General features: G+C 66.9%; 14 protein-coding genes and 2 riboswitches. Of the genes, 10 read left to right on the top strand and 4 right to left on the bottom strand.

Annotated features, from left to right (window positions below; translation table 11 throughout):
- Positions 1 to 3: 3 nt before the first annotated feature.
- The 10 genes from C0J29_RS15570 to gcvP all read left to right on the top strand — a co-directional run bounded on the left by C0J29_RS15570 (position 4) and on the right by gcvP (position 9147).
- Entirely contained in the window at positions 4 to 594 is a 591-nt protein-coding gene (locus tag C0J29_RS15570; RefSeq protein WP_065049647.1) for a CDP-alcohol phosphatidyltransferase family protein, read from the top strand.
- Positions 587 to 1513: a DUF881 domain-containing protein gene (locus C0J29_RS15575; protein ID WP_065049649.1), complete on the top strand. Its 927-nt coding sequence runs from the start codon at positions 587 to 589 to the stop codon at positions 1511 to 1513. Before C0J29_RS15570 ends, C0J29_RS15575 begins: the two co-directional genes overlap by 8 nt.
- Positions 1510 to 1842, top strand: a complete 333-nt coding sequence (locus C0J29_RS15580; protein WP_055579108.1) for a small basic family protein — start codon at positions 1510 to 1512, stop codon at positions 1840 to 1842. The genes C0J29_RS15575 and C0J29_RS15580 overlap by 4 nt, the downstream gene beginning before the upstream one ends.
- 17 nt (positions 1843 to 1859) lie before the next feature.
- Positions 1860 to 2690: a DUF881 domain-containing protein gene (locus tag C0J29_RS15585; protein ID WP_120794753.1), complete on the top strand. Its 831-nt coding sequence runs from the start codon at positions 1860 to 1862 to the stop codon at positions 2688 to 2690.
- 27 nt (positions 2691 to 2717) lie between these two features.
- Positions 2718 to 3122, top strand: a complete 405-nt coding sequence (gene gcvH, locus C0J29_RS15590; RefSeq protein ID WP_065049653.1) for a glycine cleavage system protein GcvH — start codon at positions 2718 to 2720, stop codon at positions 3120 to 3122.
- A 265-nt stretch (positions 3123 to 3387) separates the two neighbouring features.
- Positions 3388 to 3849, top strand: coding sequence for a glycogen accumulation regulator GarA (garA, locus tag C0J29_RS15595; RefSeq protein ID WP_120792861.1), 462 nt, complete (start codon positions 3388 to 3390; stop codon positions 3847 to 3849).
- Positions 3846 to 4583 (top strand): transcriptional regulator FtsR, encoded by a 738-nt coding sequence (gene ftsR, locus C0J29_RS15600; RefSeq protein ID WP_120792862.1) that lies wholly within the window; start codon positions 3846 to 3848, stop codon positions 4581 to 4583. Before garA ends, ftsR begins: the two co-directional genes overlap by 4 nt.
- Before the next feature lie 70 nt (positions 4584 to 4653).
- Complete coding sequence (locus tag C0J29_RS15605; RefSeq protein WP_036360273.1) at positions 4654 to 5148, top strand: bifunctional nuclease family protein; 495 nt, start codon at positions 4654 to 4656, stop codon at positions 5146 to 5148.
- Between the two features lie 265 nt (positions 5149 to 5413).
- Complete coding sequence (locus C0J29_RS15610; protein ID WP_065049657.1) at positions 5414 to 6037, top strand: MerR family transcriptional regulator; 624 nt, start codon at positions 5414 to 5416, stop codon at positions 6035 to 6037.
- Positions 6038 to 6067: 30 nt separating this feature from the next.
- Positions 6068 to 6165: riboswitch (glycine riboswitch) on the top strand.
- Positions 6166 to 6282, top strand: a riboswitch (glycine riboswitch).
- A gap of 39 nt (positions 6283 to 6321) precedes the next feature.
- Positions 6322 to 9147, top strand: a complete 2826-nt coding sequence (gcvP, locus tag C0J29_RS15615; protein ID WP_120792864.1) for an aminomethyl-transferring glycine dehydrogenase — start codon at positions 6322 to 6324, stop codon at positions 9145 to 9147.
- A 13-nt stretch (positions 9148 to 9160) separates the two neighbouring features.
- Here gcvP and C0J29_RS15620 read toward each other — a convergent pair whose 3' ends face one another.
- From C0J29_RS15620 to C0J29_RS15635, 4 genes are all read right to left on the bottom strand, one after another.
- The gene (locus C0J29_RS15620; RefSeq protein ID WP_120792865.1) at positions 9161 to 10033 is read right to left on the bottom strand and encodes a haloalkane dehalogenase; all 873 of its coding nucleotides are present in this window, start codon (positions 10031 to 10033) and stop codon (positions 9161 to 9163) included.
- Between the two features lie 82 nt (positions 10034 to 10115).
- Positions 10116 to 11729: a PPE family protein gene (locus C0J29_RS15625; RefSeq protein WP_120792866.1), complete on the bottom strand. Its 1614-nt coding sequence runs from the start codon at positions 11727 to 11729 to the stop codon at positions 10116 to 10118.
- Between the two features lie 306 nt (positions 11730 to 12035).
- Complete coding sequence (locus C0J29_RS15630; RefSeq protein WP_120792867.1) at positions 12036 to 14123, bottom strand: substrate-binding domain-containing protein; 2088 nt, start codon at positions 14121 to 14123, stop codon at positions 12036 to 12038.
- Between the two features lie 119 nt (positions 14124 to 14242).
- Positions 14243 to 16426: a malate synthase G gene (locus C0J29_RS15635; protein WP_120792868.1), complete on the bottom strand. Its 2184-nt coding sequence runs from the start codon at positions 16424 to 16426 to the stop codon at positions 14243 to 14245.
- Positions 16427 to 16657 lie beyond the last annotated feature (231 nt).

Here is a 16657-nt window from a genome sequence, read left to right on the forward strand (position 1 = left end):
CACATGGAGCCAGTGCTCGCGCAGAACCGGGTACTGACGGTGCCCAACGTGCTGAGCGTCGTCCGCCTCGGGCTGATCCCCGTCTTCGTGTACCTGATGCTGGTCACCCACACCCTCAGCTGGGCAGTGGCGATCCTGATGTTCAGCGGGGTCTCGGACTGGGCCGACGGCAAGATTGCCCGGCTGCTGAATCAGCAGTCGCGGCTGGGCATGCTGCTGGATCCGGCGGTCGACCGGCTCTACATGGTGACCGTGCCGATCGTGTTCGCGATCAGCGGCATCGCCCCTTGGTGGTTCGTCCTGACGCTGCTGGCCCGCGACGCGGCGCTGGCCGGCACCCTGCCGCTGCTGTGGAGCCGCGGACTGTCGGCGCTGCCGGTCTCCTACGTCGGCAAGGCCGCGACGTTCGCACTGATGTCCGGGTTCCCGCTGGTTCTGCTGGGACAGTGGCACGCATTGTGGAGCCGCGTCGTACTGGCCTGCGGCTGGGCGTTTCTGGCCTGGGGCCTGTACATGTACCTGTGGGCGTTCGTGCTGTACATCGTGCAGATGGTCCTGGTGATGCGCCGGATGCCGAAGGTCACCCATGGCTGAACCCGACCGGCTGCTGGGCGGCTACGACCCCAACGCCGGCTACAGCACCCACGACGCGGCGCGCCCTCAGCGCATTCCGGTGCCGTCGCTGTTGCGCGCGCTGCTGTCCGAACATCTCGACCCCGGATACGCGGCGGCGGCCGCCGAACGCCAGCGTCGCGACGAACCCGAGAGCCGGCGCGACCGCGCGTTCGGCTGGCTGTGGCAGGCACTGGCGGCGACGCTGGTGGCCGCCGTGTTCGCGGCCGCGGTCGCGCAGGCCCGCTCGGTGGCTCCCGGGGTGCGCTCGGCGCAGCAACTGCTGGCCACCAACGTGCGTCTGACGCAGGCCACGGCGACCCGGCTGGCCCAGCAACGCAGCGCGCTGGCGGCCAAGGTCGATCAGGTGCAGCGCCTCGCCCTGGCGGACGACGCCGAGGGCCAACGGCTGTTGAACGGTCTGGACGCGCTGAGCCTGGCTGCGGCCAGCACGCCGGTGACCGGCCCCGGCTTGACCGTGACCGTGACCGACCCCGGTGCCGGCCCGAACCTGTCCGATGCGTCCAAGCAGCGGGTCAGTGGCAGTCAGCAGATCATCCTCGACCGTGACCTGCAGCTCGTCGTGAATTCGTTGTGGGCCAGTGGCGCGGAGGCCATTTCGGTCGACGGAGCCAGAATCGGGCCCAACGTGACCATCCGGCAGGCCGGGGGAGCGATCCTGGTCGACAACAACCCGACCACCAGTCCGTACACCATCCTGGCGGTCGGGCCGTCGAAGGCGATGCGGGACACCTTCGACCGCAGTCCCGGACTGCGTCGGCTTAGGCTGCTGGAGGCCTCCTACGGGGTAGGCGTCAGCGTGAACCTCGGCGACAGTCTGGCTCTGCCGGCCGGAGCGATCCGGGACATCAAGTTCGCCAGAGAGATTGGGCCCAAGTGATCGGTATCGCCGCGCTCGTCATCGGCATCGTGCTGGGGCTGGTGTTCCATCCCAGCGTGCCCGAGGTCATCCAGCCGTACCTGCCGATTGCGGTGGTCGCCGCGCTGGACGCGGTGTTCGGCGGGCTGCGCGCCTACCTGGAACGCATCTTCGATCCGAAGGTATTCGTTGTCTCGTTCGTGTTCAACGTCCTGGTGGCCGCGCTGATCGTCTACGTCGGCGACCAGTTGGGGGTCGGTACCCAGCTGTCGACGGCGATCATCGTGGTGCTGGGAATCCGGATCTTCGGCAACGCGGCCGCGCTGCGCCGCCGGCTGTTCGGAGCGTGACGCCTGTGTCCGAGAAGATGTCCGACGACGAGCCGAACCCCAGCGACAAGGACGAGAAGTCCGCACACCGCGGCCGGCACGAACTGCCGTCGGACCGTCCGCGCCCCGAGATCGGGCCGGTTCGCCGGACCGGCCTGCGGGCCGCGTTGACCGGCGGCCGGTCCCGACTCATGTTCGGCACTCTGGCGGTGTTGCTGTGCCTGGTCCTGGGGATCGCGATCGTCACCCAGGTGCGGCAGAACGAATCCGGCGACTCGCTGGAAACCGCTCGTCCCGCGGACCTGCTGGTGCTGCTGGATTCGCTGCGGCAGCGCGAAGCGACGCTGAGCACGGAAGTGGCCGATCTGCAGAACACCCTCAACGCGTTGCAGGCCTCGGGGAACACCGACCAGGCCGCGATCGAAAGTGCGCAGGCGAGGCTGGCCGCGTTGTCCATCCTGGCCGGCGCCGTGGGCGCAACCGGCCCGGGTGTCACCGTCAAGATCGAAGATCCCGGGCCCGGCGTCGCGCCGGAGGTGATGCTCGACGTGATCAACGAGCTGCGCGCGGCGGGTTCCGAAGCGATCGAGATCAACGACACCCGCCAGTCCGTGCGGGTCGGCGTCGACACCTGGGTCACCGGTTCGGCGGGTGCCCTTACCATCGACAGCAAGTCGTTCTCCCCGCCGTATTCCATTCTGGCGATTGGTGATCCGCCCACGCTGGCCGCGGCCATGAACATTCCGGGCGGGGCCGAGGACAGCGTCAAGCGGGTGGGCGGACGAATGTCGGTGCAGCAGGCCGACCGCGTCGAAGTGACCACCTTGCGGCAACCAAAACCGCACCAATACGCTCAGCCCGGCAAGTGAACCACCCCCGACCAGAACAGGATCACCGTGACCGATATCCCGTCCGATCTGCACTACACCACCGAGCACGAGTGGGTGCGCCGCAGCGCGGAAGACACCGTCCGGGTCGGGATCACCGATTTCGCTCAGTCCGCGCTGGGTGACGTCGTCTTCGTTCAGTTGCCGGACGTGGGCGCCGAACTGAGCGCCGGTGATTCCTTCGGTGAAGTGGAATCCACGAAATCGGTCTCCGATCTGTACGCCCCGATTTCGGGCAAGGTGTCTGCGGTCAACGGCGACCTGGAGAGCACACCGCAGCTGCTGAACTCCGATCCCTACGGCGAAGGCTGGTTGCTGGAGCTCCAGGTCGACGGTGCCGCCGTCAGCGAACTCGATGCGGCGATCGCCGGCCTGCTCGACGCTGAGGCGTACCGCGGCACGCTCACTGAATGACGGTTGCTAAGGTCCCGAAAGCGTTGCGAGGCAGGATGCGGGACCGGTCGGGGGATTCGGTAGATCTAGGAGAAGCCGGGATGTCGGGCTTAGGATCCTGCAGGGGTTGGCACACGGCCGACCCGTGCGCGGTACGGTCAAGACATCAGTAATTTCAAGCAGTGGACAGCAGCGCAGTACAGGCGGTAGATCCGAGTGGGCGACCGGCCGAACGGCCCGGTCAGACAACGCCACAGCGGCCAGTGAGGAGCAGCGGGTGACGGGAATGGATAACGACCAGAGTGACGAAGTCACCGTGGAAACGACCTCGGTCTTCCGCGCCGACTTCCTCAACGAACTGGACGCGCCCGCTCAGTCGGGTACCGAGAGTTCGGTGTCCGGGGTGGAGGGACTCCCGGCGGGCTCGGCGTTGCTGGTCGTCAAACGCGGACCCAACGCCGGGTCCCGCTTTCTGCTGGACCAGGCCATCACGTCCGCCGGCCGGCATCCCGACAGCGACATCTTCCTCGACGACGTGACGGTGAGCCGCCGCCACGCTGAATTCCGTTTGGAGGGCGGCGAGTTCAGCGTCGTCGACGTGGGCAGCCTGAACGGCACCTACGTCAATCGCGAGCCGGTGGACTCCGCGGTGCTGGCCAACGGCGACGAAGTTCAGATCGGCAAGTTCCGTCTGGTGTTCCTGACCGGACCCAAGGGCGACGACGACGGGGGATCCGGGGGCCAGTGACCGCGCCCGATAGCCCCGCGCTCGCCGGGATGTCGATCGGGGCGGTCCTGGACTTGCTGCGACCCGATTTTCCCGACGTCACAATCTCCAAGATTCGTTTCTTGGAGGCCGAAGGGCTGGTGACGCCACAGCGTGCGGCGTCGGGTTATCGGAGATTCACGGCATACGACTGTGCGCGCCTGCGCTTCATCCTCACCGCGCAGCGCGATCACTACCTACCCCTGAAGGTGATCAGGTCGCAGCTGGACGCCCTGCCCGACGGGGAACTGCCGGCAGTCGGATCTCCCTACGGTGTACCGCGATTGGTGACGGTCGCTGACGGCGCCGGATCCGAAGCGGGCTCCGACGCCGTGGCACCCACCCGTATTCGGCTCAGTCGCGAAGACCTGCTGGAGCGCGCGGGGGTGGACGGCGAGCTACTGACCGGCCTGCTGAAGGCCGGCGTGATCACCACCGGCCCGGCCGGTTTCTTCGACGAACACGCCGTGGTGATTCTGCAGTGTGCGCGTGCGCTGGCCGATTACGGCGTCGAACCCAGACATCTGCGGGCATTTCGTTCTGCGGCCGACCGCCAGTCGGACCTGATCGCCCAGATCGCCGGGCCGCTGGTCAAGGCCGACAAGGCGGGGGCGCGTGACCGCGCCGACGACCTGGCCCGAGAGGTGGCCGCGCTCGCAATCACGTTGCATACCTCACTGATCAAGTCCGCCGTTCGCGACGTACTGCACCGCTGAGGACTAGACTTCCTTCGACAGCTGGTATTCGGCGAATTGTCACAGCAGCGCGTGCGGAGGGCAGACACAGATGGGTGAAGTTCGTGTTGTCGGCATTCGCGTCGAGCAGCCCCAGAACCAGCCGGTGCTGTTGCTGCGCGAAGCGAACGGTGACCGCTACCTGCCGATCTGGATCGGCCAGTCGGAGGCTGCGGCCATCGCGCTCGAGCAGCAGGGGGTGGAGCCGCCCCGGCCGCTGACCCATGACTTGATCAGGGATCTCATTGCCGCGCTTGGGCATTCGCTCAAGGAGGTGCGCATCGTCGATCTGCAGGAGGGCACGTTCTACGCCGACCTGATCTTCGACCGCGACATCAAGGTGTCGGCGCGGCCTTCGGACTCGGTCGCGATCGCCCTGCGGGTGGGGGTGCCGATCTATGTCGAGGAGGCCGTTCTCGCCCAGGCCGGCCTGTTGATTCCCGACGAGGGCGACGAAGAGGCCAGCAGTGCCGTCCGCGAGGACGAGGTGGAGAAGTTCAAGGAGTTTCTCGACAGCGTCTCCCCGGACGACTTCAAGGCGACCTGACCGGCACGCACCCGTGCCCGCCGGGTACCCGCCTTACGTCACGGATGCGTCTCATATCACACAACGGATTGTCGACACGCCTGGCAGATATCGCCGACTGATCCGGGCGGCAGCCATACTTTGTTGACGAGTTGATGATCGACCACCCGCACAGCAGCCACCGAACAGCGTATGCTCTCAAGCACTCGAACCTGAGATAACGTGGCTGTTGGGGCAGCCAGTGCCGCAGCTAGTGCCAACAGCGCGATCGGCGAGAGGACGCACCGTGAGCGAGCAGCCACGTCAAGGACAGCTGGATCTTGCTGACCACCCGGCCACCGCGCCGAAGGGCAACAACAAACCGGCCGAAGCCGTGCAACCCGGACTCTTCCCGGACGATTCGGTGCCCGACGAGCTGGTGGGTTACCGCGGTCCGAGTGCATGTCAGATCGCCGGGATCACCTACCGCCAGCTGGACTACTGGGCCCGCACCTCGCTGGTGGTGCCGTCCATCCGCAGCGCGGCCGGATCCGGCAGCCAGCGCCTCTATTCGTTCAAGGACATCCTGGTCCTCAAGATCGTCAAGCGGCTCCTGGACACCGGGATCTCGCTGCACAATATCCGGGTCGCGGTCGACCATCTGCGCCAGCGCGGCGTGCAGGACCTGGCCAACATCACCCTGTTCTCCGACGGCACCAGCGTGTATGAGTGCACCTCGGCGGAAGAAGTCGTCGACCTGCTGCAGGGCGGCCAGGGCGTGTTCGGCATCGCCGTGTCCGGGGCGATGCGCGAGCTGACCGGCGTCATCGCCGACTTCCCCGGCGAGCGGGCCGACGGCGGCGAATCGATCGCCGCGCCCGAGGACGAGCTGGCCTCGCGCCGCAAGCACCGCGACCGCAAGATCGGCTAGCTACCCGGCGGCGTAAACTGGTAGCCGCATCGACCTCGCGCGGGAGAGTTCCGTGGCCGCCAGCTACGGACGCCGAAGGAGCAATACCTCTCCGTCAACCTCTCAGGCACCCGGACCGCCCGAGCTAACGATGCCTCTGGAAAGCGGTGTCGACCTTGCCGGTCGCCACCCGCCGATGGGGAAAGGCGCCGCACGCGCCGAATCTCTCAGGCGCCCGACGCACGGGTGAAGACAGAGGGAGAGGGCCCCGTCTTCAGTGGTGCCCTACGTCAGGAGAATCCCTCGTGTCCGACCATTTCACGTTCGCAGACCGGCACATCGGTCTGGACAGCCCGGCCGTCACGAAAATGCTCGACGTCATCGGCGTCGACTCGCTCGACGAGCTGGCCGTCAAAGCAGTGCCCAGCGGCATCCTCGACAAGGTGACCGACACCGGTCTCGCCCCGGGCCTGGACTCGCTGCCGCCGGCCGCCAGCGAGGCCGAGGCGCTGGCCGAACTGCGCGCGCTGGCAGATAGCAACACAGTCGCCGTGTCGATGATCGGCCAGGGCTACTACGACACGCTCACGCCGCCGGTGCTGCTGCGCAACATCATGGAGAACCCGGCCTGGTACACCGCCTACACGCCGTATCAGCCCGAGATCAGCCAGGGCCGGCTCGAGGCGCTGCTGAATTTCCAGACGATGGTCACCGACCTCACCGGCCTCGAGATCGCCAACGCCTCCATGCTCGACGAGGGCACCGCGGCCGCCGAGGCCATGACCCTGATGCACCGCGCCTTCCGGGGTGCCACGAACCGGCTCGCGGTCGATGTCGATGTCTTCGCACAGACCGCCGCGATCCTGGCCACCCGGGCCAAGCCGCTGGGCATCGAGATCGTCACCGCCGACCTCCGGGACGGCCTGCCCGACGGCGACTTCTTCGGGGTGATCGCCCAACTGCCCGGCGCTAGCGGGCGGATCACGGACTGGAGCGTGCTGGTGCGCCAGGCGCACGACAGCGGGGCACTGGTGGCCATCGGAGCCGACCTGCTGGCCCTGACGCTGCTGACGCCCCCCGGTGAGATCGGCGCCGACGTGGCGTTCGGCACCACCCAACGGTTCGGCGTGCCAATGGGATTCGGCGGCCCGCACGCCGGGTACCTGGCGGTGCACACCAAGCACGCCCGGCAGTTGCCCGGACGTCTGGTCGGGGTGTCCAAAGACGCCGACGGCAGCGACGCGTACCGCCTGGCGCTGCAGACCCGCGAGCAACACATCCGCCGCGACAAGGCCACCAGCAACATCTGTACCGCGCAGGTGCTGCTGGCGGTGATGGCCGCCATGTATGCCAGCTATCACGGCCCCGAGGGTTTGACCGCCATCGCGCGCCGGGTGCATTCCCAGGCCGCAACCATCGCCGGCGCCCTGGGCGAGGCACTGGTGCACGACACCTTCTTCGACACCGTGCTGGCCCGTGTGCCGGGCCGCGCCGACGAGGTGGTGGCCGCGGCGAAAGCCGACGGAATCAACCTGTGGCGCATCGACGCCGACCACGTGTCGGTGGCCTGCGACGAAACCACCACCGACGCCCACGTCACCGCGGTGCTGGCGGCGTTCGGTGTGCCGTCCACCGAGCCGAGGCGGACCGAAATCGCCACGCGCACATCGGAATTCCTTACTCATCCGGCGTTCCACCGGTACCGCACCGAGACGTCGATGATGCGGTATCTGCGCACCCTGGCGGACAAAGACATCGCCTTGGACCGCAGCATGATCCCGCTCGGCTCCTGCACCATGAAGCTCAATGCGGCCGCCGAGATGGAGTCGATCACCTGGCCGGAATTCGGACGTCAGCACCCGTTCGCGCCGGCGGCCGACACCCCGGGGCTGCGCAGGTTGATCGTCGACCTGGAGAACTGGCTGGTCGCCATCACCGGCTACGACGCCGTCTCGCTGCAACCCAACGCGGGTTCCCAGGGCGAGTACGCGGGACTGCTGGCGATCCACGACTATCACGCGAGCCGCGGCGAACCGCATCGCGACATCTGCCTGATCCCGTCCAGTGCGCACGGCACCAATGCCGCCTCGGCCGCACTGGCCGGCATGCGGGTGGTGGTCGTGGGCTGCCACGAGAACGGCGACGTCGACCTCGACGATCTGCGGGCCAAGGTCGGCGAGCACGCCGACCGGCTGTCGGCGCTGATGATCACCTATCCGTCCACCCACGGTGTCTACGAGCACGACATCGCCGACATCTGCGCGGCCGTGCACGACGCCGGCGGACAGGTCTACGTCGACGGCGCCAACCTGAACGCACTGGTGGGTCTGGCCCGGCCGGGCAAGTTCGGCGGCGACGTCAGCCACCTGAACCTGCACAAGACGTTCTGCATTCCGCACGGCGGGGGCGGTCCCGGCGTCGGCCCGGTGGCGGTGCGTGCGCACCTGGCGGAGTTCCTCCCGGGACACCCGCACGCACCCGAGTTGCCACAGGGGCACCCGGTGTCCGCGGCGCCCTACGGCTCGGCGTCGATTCTGCCGATCAGCTGGGCCTACATCCGGATGATGGGCGCCGACGGGTTGCGGGCCGCCTCGCTGACCGCGATCGCCTCGGCCAACTACATCGCGCGCCGCCTCGACGAGTACTTCCCGGTGCTCTACACCGGCGAGAACGGGATGGTCGCCCACGAGTGCATCCTGGATCTTCGTGGCATCACCAAGGCCACCGGCGTGACGGTCGATGATGTGGCAAAGCGATTGGCGGACTATGGTTTTCACGCGCCAACCATGAGCTTCCCGGTGGCCGGCACGCTGATGGTGGAGCCCACCGAGAGTGAAAGCCTGGCCGAGGTCGACGCATTCTGCGAGGCGATGATCGGCATCCGCGCCGAGATCGACCGCGTCGGGTCCGGGCAGTGGCCGGTGGACGACAACCCGCTACGCGGCGCGCCACACACCGCCGAGTGCCTGGTGGACTCCGAGTGGAACCATCCGTATACGCGGGAAGAAGCCGCCTATCCGCTGGGCAAGGCATTCCGGCCCAAGGTGTGGCCGCCGGTACGGCGGATCGACGGCGCCTACGGCGACCGCAACCTGGTCTGCTCCTGCCCGCCCGTCGAAGCGTTCGCGTAAGGGGCTGTCAGGGTCAGCCGAAGCGGTCGAGGATGGCCGCGGCGATCTCGTCGGGGGCATCCTCCTGGATGAAGTGCCTGGCGTTCGGCAACTCGACCAGCACATGGTCGGGGAACGCCGCGCGCATGTGCGGCAGCGACGGTCCGGGCCGGAACGCGAAATCCTTCATGCCCCAGACGAACAGGGCGGGTTTGCCGCCCAGCTTGGCCGGCACTACCCGGCCCAACCGTTCCAGCAGGGGATGGGCGGCCAGGATCTGTTTCGGCATCTCGGCGACACCTCTGCGCGCGTCGGGGTCGGGCTGCACGGCCCGGTAGTGCTCCATCACGGCCGGACTGAGCCGGCGCGCCGTCCCGGCGGGGATCATCCGTTCCACAAAGAAATTGCGGTGCAGGATCGCGTACTGCATGGGCGGACTGGACATCACCCGGCTGAAGATCTTGGTGGTCAACACGTCCGTCGGCCAGAACCAGGTGTTGCCCAGCACGACTCCGCGGATCCGGTCGGCCCGCTCGACTGCGACGGCCATGCTGACCGGACCGCCCCAGTCCTGTCCCACGGTCAGAAATCCGCCTAGGCCCTCCTCGGCGGTCAAGTGGTCGACGAACTCTCCGACCACGCCGGCGTGCTCGTCGATCGTGTACCCGAAGCCGGCCGGGCGTTCGGACAAACCGAAGCCGAGATAATCCGGTGCGATGCAACGGAATCGGTGCCGCAGCGCCTTGATGATGTCGCGGTAGAGAAAACTCCAGGTGGGATTGCCGTGGCAGAAGAGGATCGGCGGACCGTCACCCTCGTCGATGTAGTGGACCCGGCCCCGGGAGCTGTCGAACCAGCGTGACTCGAACGGGTAGAGCGTGGGGTCCGGAAGGAAATCGATGGTGATGGCGCGCTCCTTGGAGAGGTCTGCCCGTGATGGTAGTCAAGGGGCGCCGCGGTCGCTGAGAACGAGGTCCCGAGATGCGCGGTTACGGCAGCAGACTCCTCAGGCCGAACAATCCTGATACGAAACTGCTGCCGAGGTTGAACAAGCCGGAGTTGCCGCCGGCCCAGTCCTGAACACCGATCGGGACTCCCGCGTTCCCGATGCCCGACGTCACGCCGACGGTCTTGTTGTTCATGCCGGTGGCACTGTTGAAGAAGCCGGACATGAACCCGCTGTCGCCCGTCGGGTCGGCGCCGGTGGCTTTATTGAAGAAACCTGACGTCGTGTTACCGGTGTTTCCGAACCCGGAATTGGCGAGGCCGGAATCGGTGGTGTAACCAAATCCCGTGTTTACGTCTCCCGAATTCCAGAAACCGGTGTTGGCAGTACCCGAATTACCGCCTCCGGTATTGATCAGTCCGGTGTTGGTCCACCCGGTGTTACCCCCGCCCGCGTTACCGAAGCCGGTATTGAAAATTCCGCCGTTTCCGAGACCGGTGTTCAATCCGCCGGAGTTGCCGATGCCGAAGTTCACCTGGCCCGAGTTCCCGACCCCGATATTGTTGAGATGTCCTGGCATAGTGGCGTTGACGCCCGAGTTGAAGATGCCGACGTTGCCGTCGCCGGAGTTGAAGAATCCGATGTTGTTGTGCCCGGAGTTACCGAATCCCAGGTTGCCGCCGCCGGAATTCAGCAAACCCAGGAGGTTTATGCCCACCTGATTGTTGCCGGTAAGGCCAATTCCGATGTTGTTGTTACCGGTATTGCCGAAACCGAAATTGGACGTGCCATTGTTTCCGGCACCGATGTTGCCGTTACCGGAGTTGCCACCGCCATAGTTACCGCTGCCGGTATTCCCTAGTCCGACGTTGCTGTTGCCGACATTCCCCAAGCCGAAATTGCTGTTGCCCACGTTGCCGGCGCCTACGTTTCCATTGCTCTGCAGGGTGATCGTGGGTTTGTCGGGGTCGATGGAACCGTTCCCGAAGCCGAAGTTGTTGTTCCCGATGTTTCCGCCGCCCACGTTGGAGCTGCCGGTATTCCCACTACCTACGTTGCCACTGCCGATGTTGCCGTTACCAAGGTTGGCGTTGCCGGTGTTACCGATGCCCAGGTTAGGCAGAGTTTGCAGGATGTCCTGCAAACTCTGCGCCGGCGCCAACTGAGCCGCCGCTACTGACGCTTCCCCGTGGTAGTCGAACATCGCGGCCACATCCCGCGCCCACATCTGTTCATAATCACTTTCCAGCGCGGCGATAGCCGGCGCTTGGAGACCGAACCAATTTGTCAGCACAGCGCGTACCAGTGAATTGCGGTTGAGTTCGACCGTCAGCGGATGCACGGTGGCCGCCCTGGCTGCCTCGAAGGCCGATGCCACCGTCCGGGCCTGACCAGCCGCGGCCACGGCTTGGGCGGCCGCGGCGCCCAGCCACTGCGAATACGGGGCCGCCGCACGCATCATGGCGGCAGACGCCGGGCCCTGCCAGGCCTGACCAGCGAGCCCCGCCGTCACCGACCCGAACGACGACGCCGCCGAACCCAACTCCGAAGCCAGTCCTTCCCAGGCCGCTGCCGCATCCAACATCGGGCCCGAACCGGCACCCGAGAACATCAACAATGAATTGATTTCCGGGGGCAGTATCGAAAAATTCACGATCCGAACCTCCTAGCAAGTAGCCGACACTTAATGCACCAGCACAGCCGAAACGAATCAACATCCTCCGCGCAAACATGCTAGGACTCCGACTGCCGTCACACCAGACATTCGAAATAAAGCGCGCGAATTCAATCGGAATTGAGCGGGGACACCGGGCCGGCGCTCACTCCGTGTCAATGGCATCTGCCCCGGCTGGTGAGAATCCGCCGCGGCGCTTCGGCATTCTTTCTGCCATCCAGTCGGCGAAGTCGGTGTGGACGTTGGCGCGACGCAGACCGCGCTGTTGCCGCCGGTGTGCGGCTACGGCTAACTCAGGAAATTGCTGACTGCGGTGCCCAAGTCGGGCCCGGCGGAGGTCGGCAGGTTCTGGTAGTTGCCGCCGCTGAGCCGGGCAACCGCTTCCCAGGTGGCCCGGTCCGGGTCCCCACCGAAATCGATGACGTTGACCGCGATGGGCTTGGCGGGGTCGGCACTGTTCTTGATGAAATCCTGCAGCCCGGGGCCGTCCAGACTCTGGTCGGTGTGCGGTCCGGCGGTGATCACCAGAATCGAGTTCTCTTGTCCGGCACGGTAATTCGCCAGCATTTCCTGATAGATCATGCGCAGCGTGGTGAACGAGACCGCGCCGCCGCCGGACGAATACTGCTTGTCCAGCGCCGCCGCCAGCGCCGCCGAGCGCGGCTGACCGTTGACCTGGTCGGCCAGCGGCCCGGCCGGCACTTCGGCCCGTCCTTCGTGGCCGTCGAACGTCCACAGTCCGATGACCGCCGTGGGCGGCAACGCCTTGATCCGGTTGTCGAGAGCCGCGATGACGTTGGCCAGCCGGGTCTTGCCGCCGCCGTCGTCGTTGGGCAGCGACTGGTCGAGCATGATCGTGGCGGCGACCCCGGTCGACGGGGTGGCCATGGTGTCGGCCAGCGTCGCTCGCATGGCGTCGTCTCCGACCGAGAGGGTGGAGGGCAAGGCCGCGAAGCCGGTCACCGGGCTGCTCGGCGGTTTGACGCCGTTGACCCGGAATCCCGCCTTCGCCAGCTTCGCGAGTTGTTCGGGTGTGTGCATGTACCGCGCGAAGGCGCTGGCGGCGGTGGTCTGCTCCTGCTTGAGCCAGGAGCCACTGAGCAGCACGGTCGGGTAGTCGGCCACCGGAACCGGGCCGGGCGGAGTCCAGGAACCCAACTTGCTCTTGGCATCCGAGATCGACTGGCCGCGGGCGAACAGTTGCTGCTCGGTGGTGACGACGGCATGCACGGGCGCGGCCGCGACCTCCTCTGCCTTCGAACCCGGCTTGAGCAGAGCGTTCATCGCCTCGTTCAGCGAGTCGTCGGGCAGTTTGGGTTGCCCGCTCACCAGGGTGCGCACCGCGGCGCTGCCGGACGTCGGCGGCGCGCCCGCCGGTGCCGACGCCGCCGCGATGGCCTCACCGGCCAGGAATGACGCGTCGCCGTTGCCGCCGACCGGCAGTGCCAGCCGCAACGATCCCCAGTTCGCCATGGACGTCGGGTTCGATTGCAGGCCAGGCAGTGCCGCCCAGTTCTGTTTGGACAGGGGCTGGCTGAACTCGGGCCGGATCGCCAGCAGGACCGGCGAGGTCACCAGCGAGCGGCTGTCGCTGATGATCTTCTGCCCGGCGGCACCGGACAGGCGGGCCGCGGAGATCGAACTTCCCGGGATCCACAGGCCAGGCTGGGCACCCAGGTCGGACGGCCATTTGCCGATGAAGCCGCTGATGACGGCGTCGGAGTTGGCGGCTTTGACGGTGACGTCGACACAGCGGTCGCCGATCGGGCCCGCCTGCTTGTTATAGCCGTCCGCGAGCTCCTTCACCTGGTCGGCGATCGACGGGTCGGCCAGGACGGCGACGGCGTCTTTGCCGCCCGCGCAGGTCGCGGCGGCCGTGTGCGAACGGTGCGACAGCGCGTCACCGATGAACTGCCACAGGATCACTCCGGCGACTACGACGACGACGGTGACCAGGGCGACGATGACGCCGATGCTGACACCGCGCCGGCCACCGGCACTGCGGTGCCCGCCCTGCCAATCCCGCAGTCCGCGGTGGCTGGCCCGGAACGGCGGCGGCGGGGGGGCTATCCCCGACGGCTCTTCGGCCGGCGGCTCCGCGTCGGCCGGGTGCTCCGCGTCGGCCGGGTGCTCCGCGTCGGCCGGGCGGAACCCGAAGTCGGGGTAGTCGTCGGCGGCAGGCTCCCCGTACTCGTCACCGAAGCGACCGGCACCCCAGGTATCGGCGGGCGGCTCAGCGGCAGGCGCCTCGTGCCCCGAACCCCCGGAAGGCTCCTGGAAAGACTCCTCATGAGGCTCATCGGACGCCGCCTCAAACGGCTCCGGTTCGCGATCGGGCAGGGAATCCCCGGAGTCGGGCTTGCTGTGCCTACCCATGCCGGTGTCTGAGTCCTCTCCGTCAAATCGTGGTCAGGTCACTGCCCGCGTGGGCAGATCAGGCACCCGCTGTGCCCGACTTGCCCGCCTCCTCCTCGGGCCGCAAGCGGCCCGCATCGTCAGCGGGCCCTAGCCTTGAACTCCCGACGCCGGCGGTGCAGGATCGGCTCGGTGTAGCCGTTGGGCTGTTGGCCGCCGGACAGGATCAGCTCCTGCGCGGCCAGGAACGCGATGCTGTCGTCAAAATTGGGCGCCATCGGCCGGTAGGCCCGGTCACCCTCGTTCTGCTTGTCCACCAGCGGCGCCATCCGCTCCAGGCTGGCCCGCACGTCCTCGCTGGTGATCACGCCGTGGCGCAACCAGTTGGCTAGCAACTGGCTGGAAATGCGCAGGGTGGCGCGGTCCTCCATGAGCGCGACGTTGTGGATGTCGGGCACCTTCGAGCAACCGACGCCCTGTTCGACCCAGCGCACCACGTAGCCCAGGATCGACTGGCAGTTGTTGTCGACCTCTTCGCGGATCTCCTCCGGCGCCCAGGCCAGCTCCTTGGCCAGCGGAATCGTCAACAGTTCGTCGAGCGCGGTCCGCTTCTTGCCGGCGAGCTCGTCCTGGACGGCGGCAACGTCCACCTGGTGGTAGTGCATCGCGTGCAGCGTCGCCGCAGTGGGCGAGGGCACCCACGCCGTGGTGGCGCCCGCTTTCGGCTGGCCGATCTTCTGCTCGACCATGTCGGCCATCAGCTCGGTCATCGCCCACATGCCCTTGCCGATCTGCGCCTTGCCCTTGAAACCGGCGGCGAGCCCGGTGTCGACGTTGGCGTCCTCGTAGGCCTTGATCCAGGTGCTGTTCTTCATCGCGCCCTTGCGGATCATCGGGCCGGCTTCCATCGAGGTGTGGATCTCGTCGCCGGTGCGGTCCAGGAAGCCGGTGTTGATGAACACCACACGGTCGGCCGCGGCTTTGATGCAGGCCTTCAAGTTGACCGTGGTACGCCGTTCCTCGTCCATGATGCCGACCTTGAGGGTGGCCTGCGGCAATCCGAGCACGTCCTCGACGCGGCTGAACAGCTCACAGGTGAACGCGACCTCCTCGGGGCCGTGCATCTTCGGCTTGACGATGTACACCGAACCGGTGCGGCTGTTCTGCAGCGGACCGTTGTCGTCGCCGGTGCGCAATCCGTGGATGGCGATCAGCCCGGTGAACAGCGCGTCCTGGATGCCTTCAGGGACCTCGTTACCCTCTGCGTCCACGATGGCGTCGTTGGTCATCAGGTGGCCGACGTTGCGGACGAACAGCAGGCTGCGGCCGGGCAGCGTCAGCTCCCCGCCGTCCGGGGTGGCGTAGGTGCGGTCGGGGTTGAGCACGCGGGTGAACGTCTTGCCGTCCTTGCTCACGTCTTCGGACAGGTCACCGCGGTTCAGGCCGAGCCAGTTGCGGTAGCCGAGCACCTTGTCGTCGGCGTCGACGGCGGTCACCGAGTCTTCGAAGTCCATGATCGTGGTGATCGCGGACTCCAGCACCACGTCCTTGATCCCGGCCCGGTCGGTCTTGCCGACCGGCGACTCCGGGTCGACGAGGATCTCGATGTGCAGGCCGTTGTTGACCAGCAGCACCGACCAGCTGGGCGAGCCGAGCTCACCGGAGTACCCGAGGAACTTCTCCGGGCTGGCCAGGCCGGTGGACTCGCCGCCGAGCGCAACCTGCAACTGGCCATCCTCGATGCTCAGGCCGGTGGCGTCGGCCCACGAGCCCGACGCCAGCGGCACTGCGCCGTCCAGGAACTCGCGGGCGTAGGCGATGACTTTGTCGCCGCGCACCTTGTTGTAGCTGGACCCCTTCTCGGCGCCGTCCTCCTCGGAGATGACGTCAGTGCCGTACAACGCGTCGTACAGCGACCCCCACCGCGCGTTCGCGGCGTTGAGCGCAAAGCGGGCGTTGAGCACCGGCACCACCAGCTGCGGACCTGCGGTGGTGGTGATCTCGTCGTCGACGCCGGAGGTGGTGATGGTGAAGTCGTCCGGTTCCGGCTGCAGGTACCCGATGTCGGTGAGGAACTGCCGGTAGGCGTCCTGGTCGACCGGTGCGATGACCCGCTGCTTGTGCCACTTGTCGATCTGGGCCTGCAGCTCGTCGCGGGTCGCGAGAAGTTCCTGGTTGCGGGGGGTGAGGTCGGTGACGACTTTGTCGACGCCGGCCCAGAAGCTGTCCGGGTCTATACCGGTGCCGGGCAGCGCCTCGTTGTTCACGAAGTCATAGAGCACGCGAGCCACGCGCAGGTTGCCTTCGGTCACCCGATCAGTCATCGTTCTCCTCCGTAATGGCCTTACCGGCCCCTCACCAACCTCGCCGAACCATCTCCGGACCCGCCGACTAGCTACCGTCAGACTACCGATGGGTAGCTCGACGAGCCTAGCCCGGCCGACCCGCAATGCCAGGTCACGGCGCGCTGACTGCTTCGCCCGCAGCAACGCGGCGGGCCTCGTGAATCGCTTTCTGGCAACGCGGACACATGAGATTTCGTTCCCTGCAGCACT

Source organism: Mycobacterium paragordonae (assembly GCF_003614435.1).
Lineage (GTDB): Bacteria > Actinomycetota > Actinomycetes > Mycobacteriales > Mycobacteriaceae > Mycobacterium > Mycobacterium paragordonae.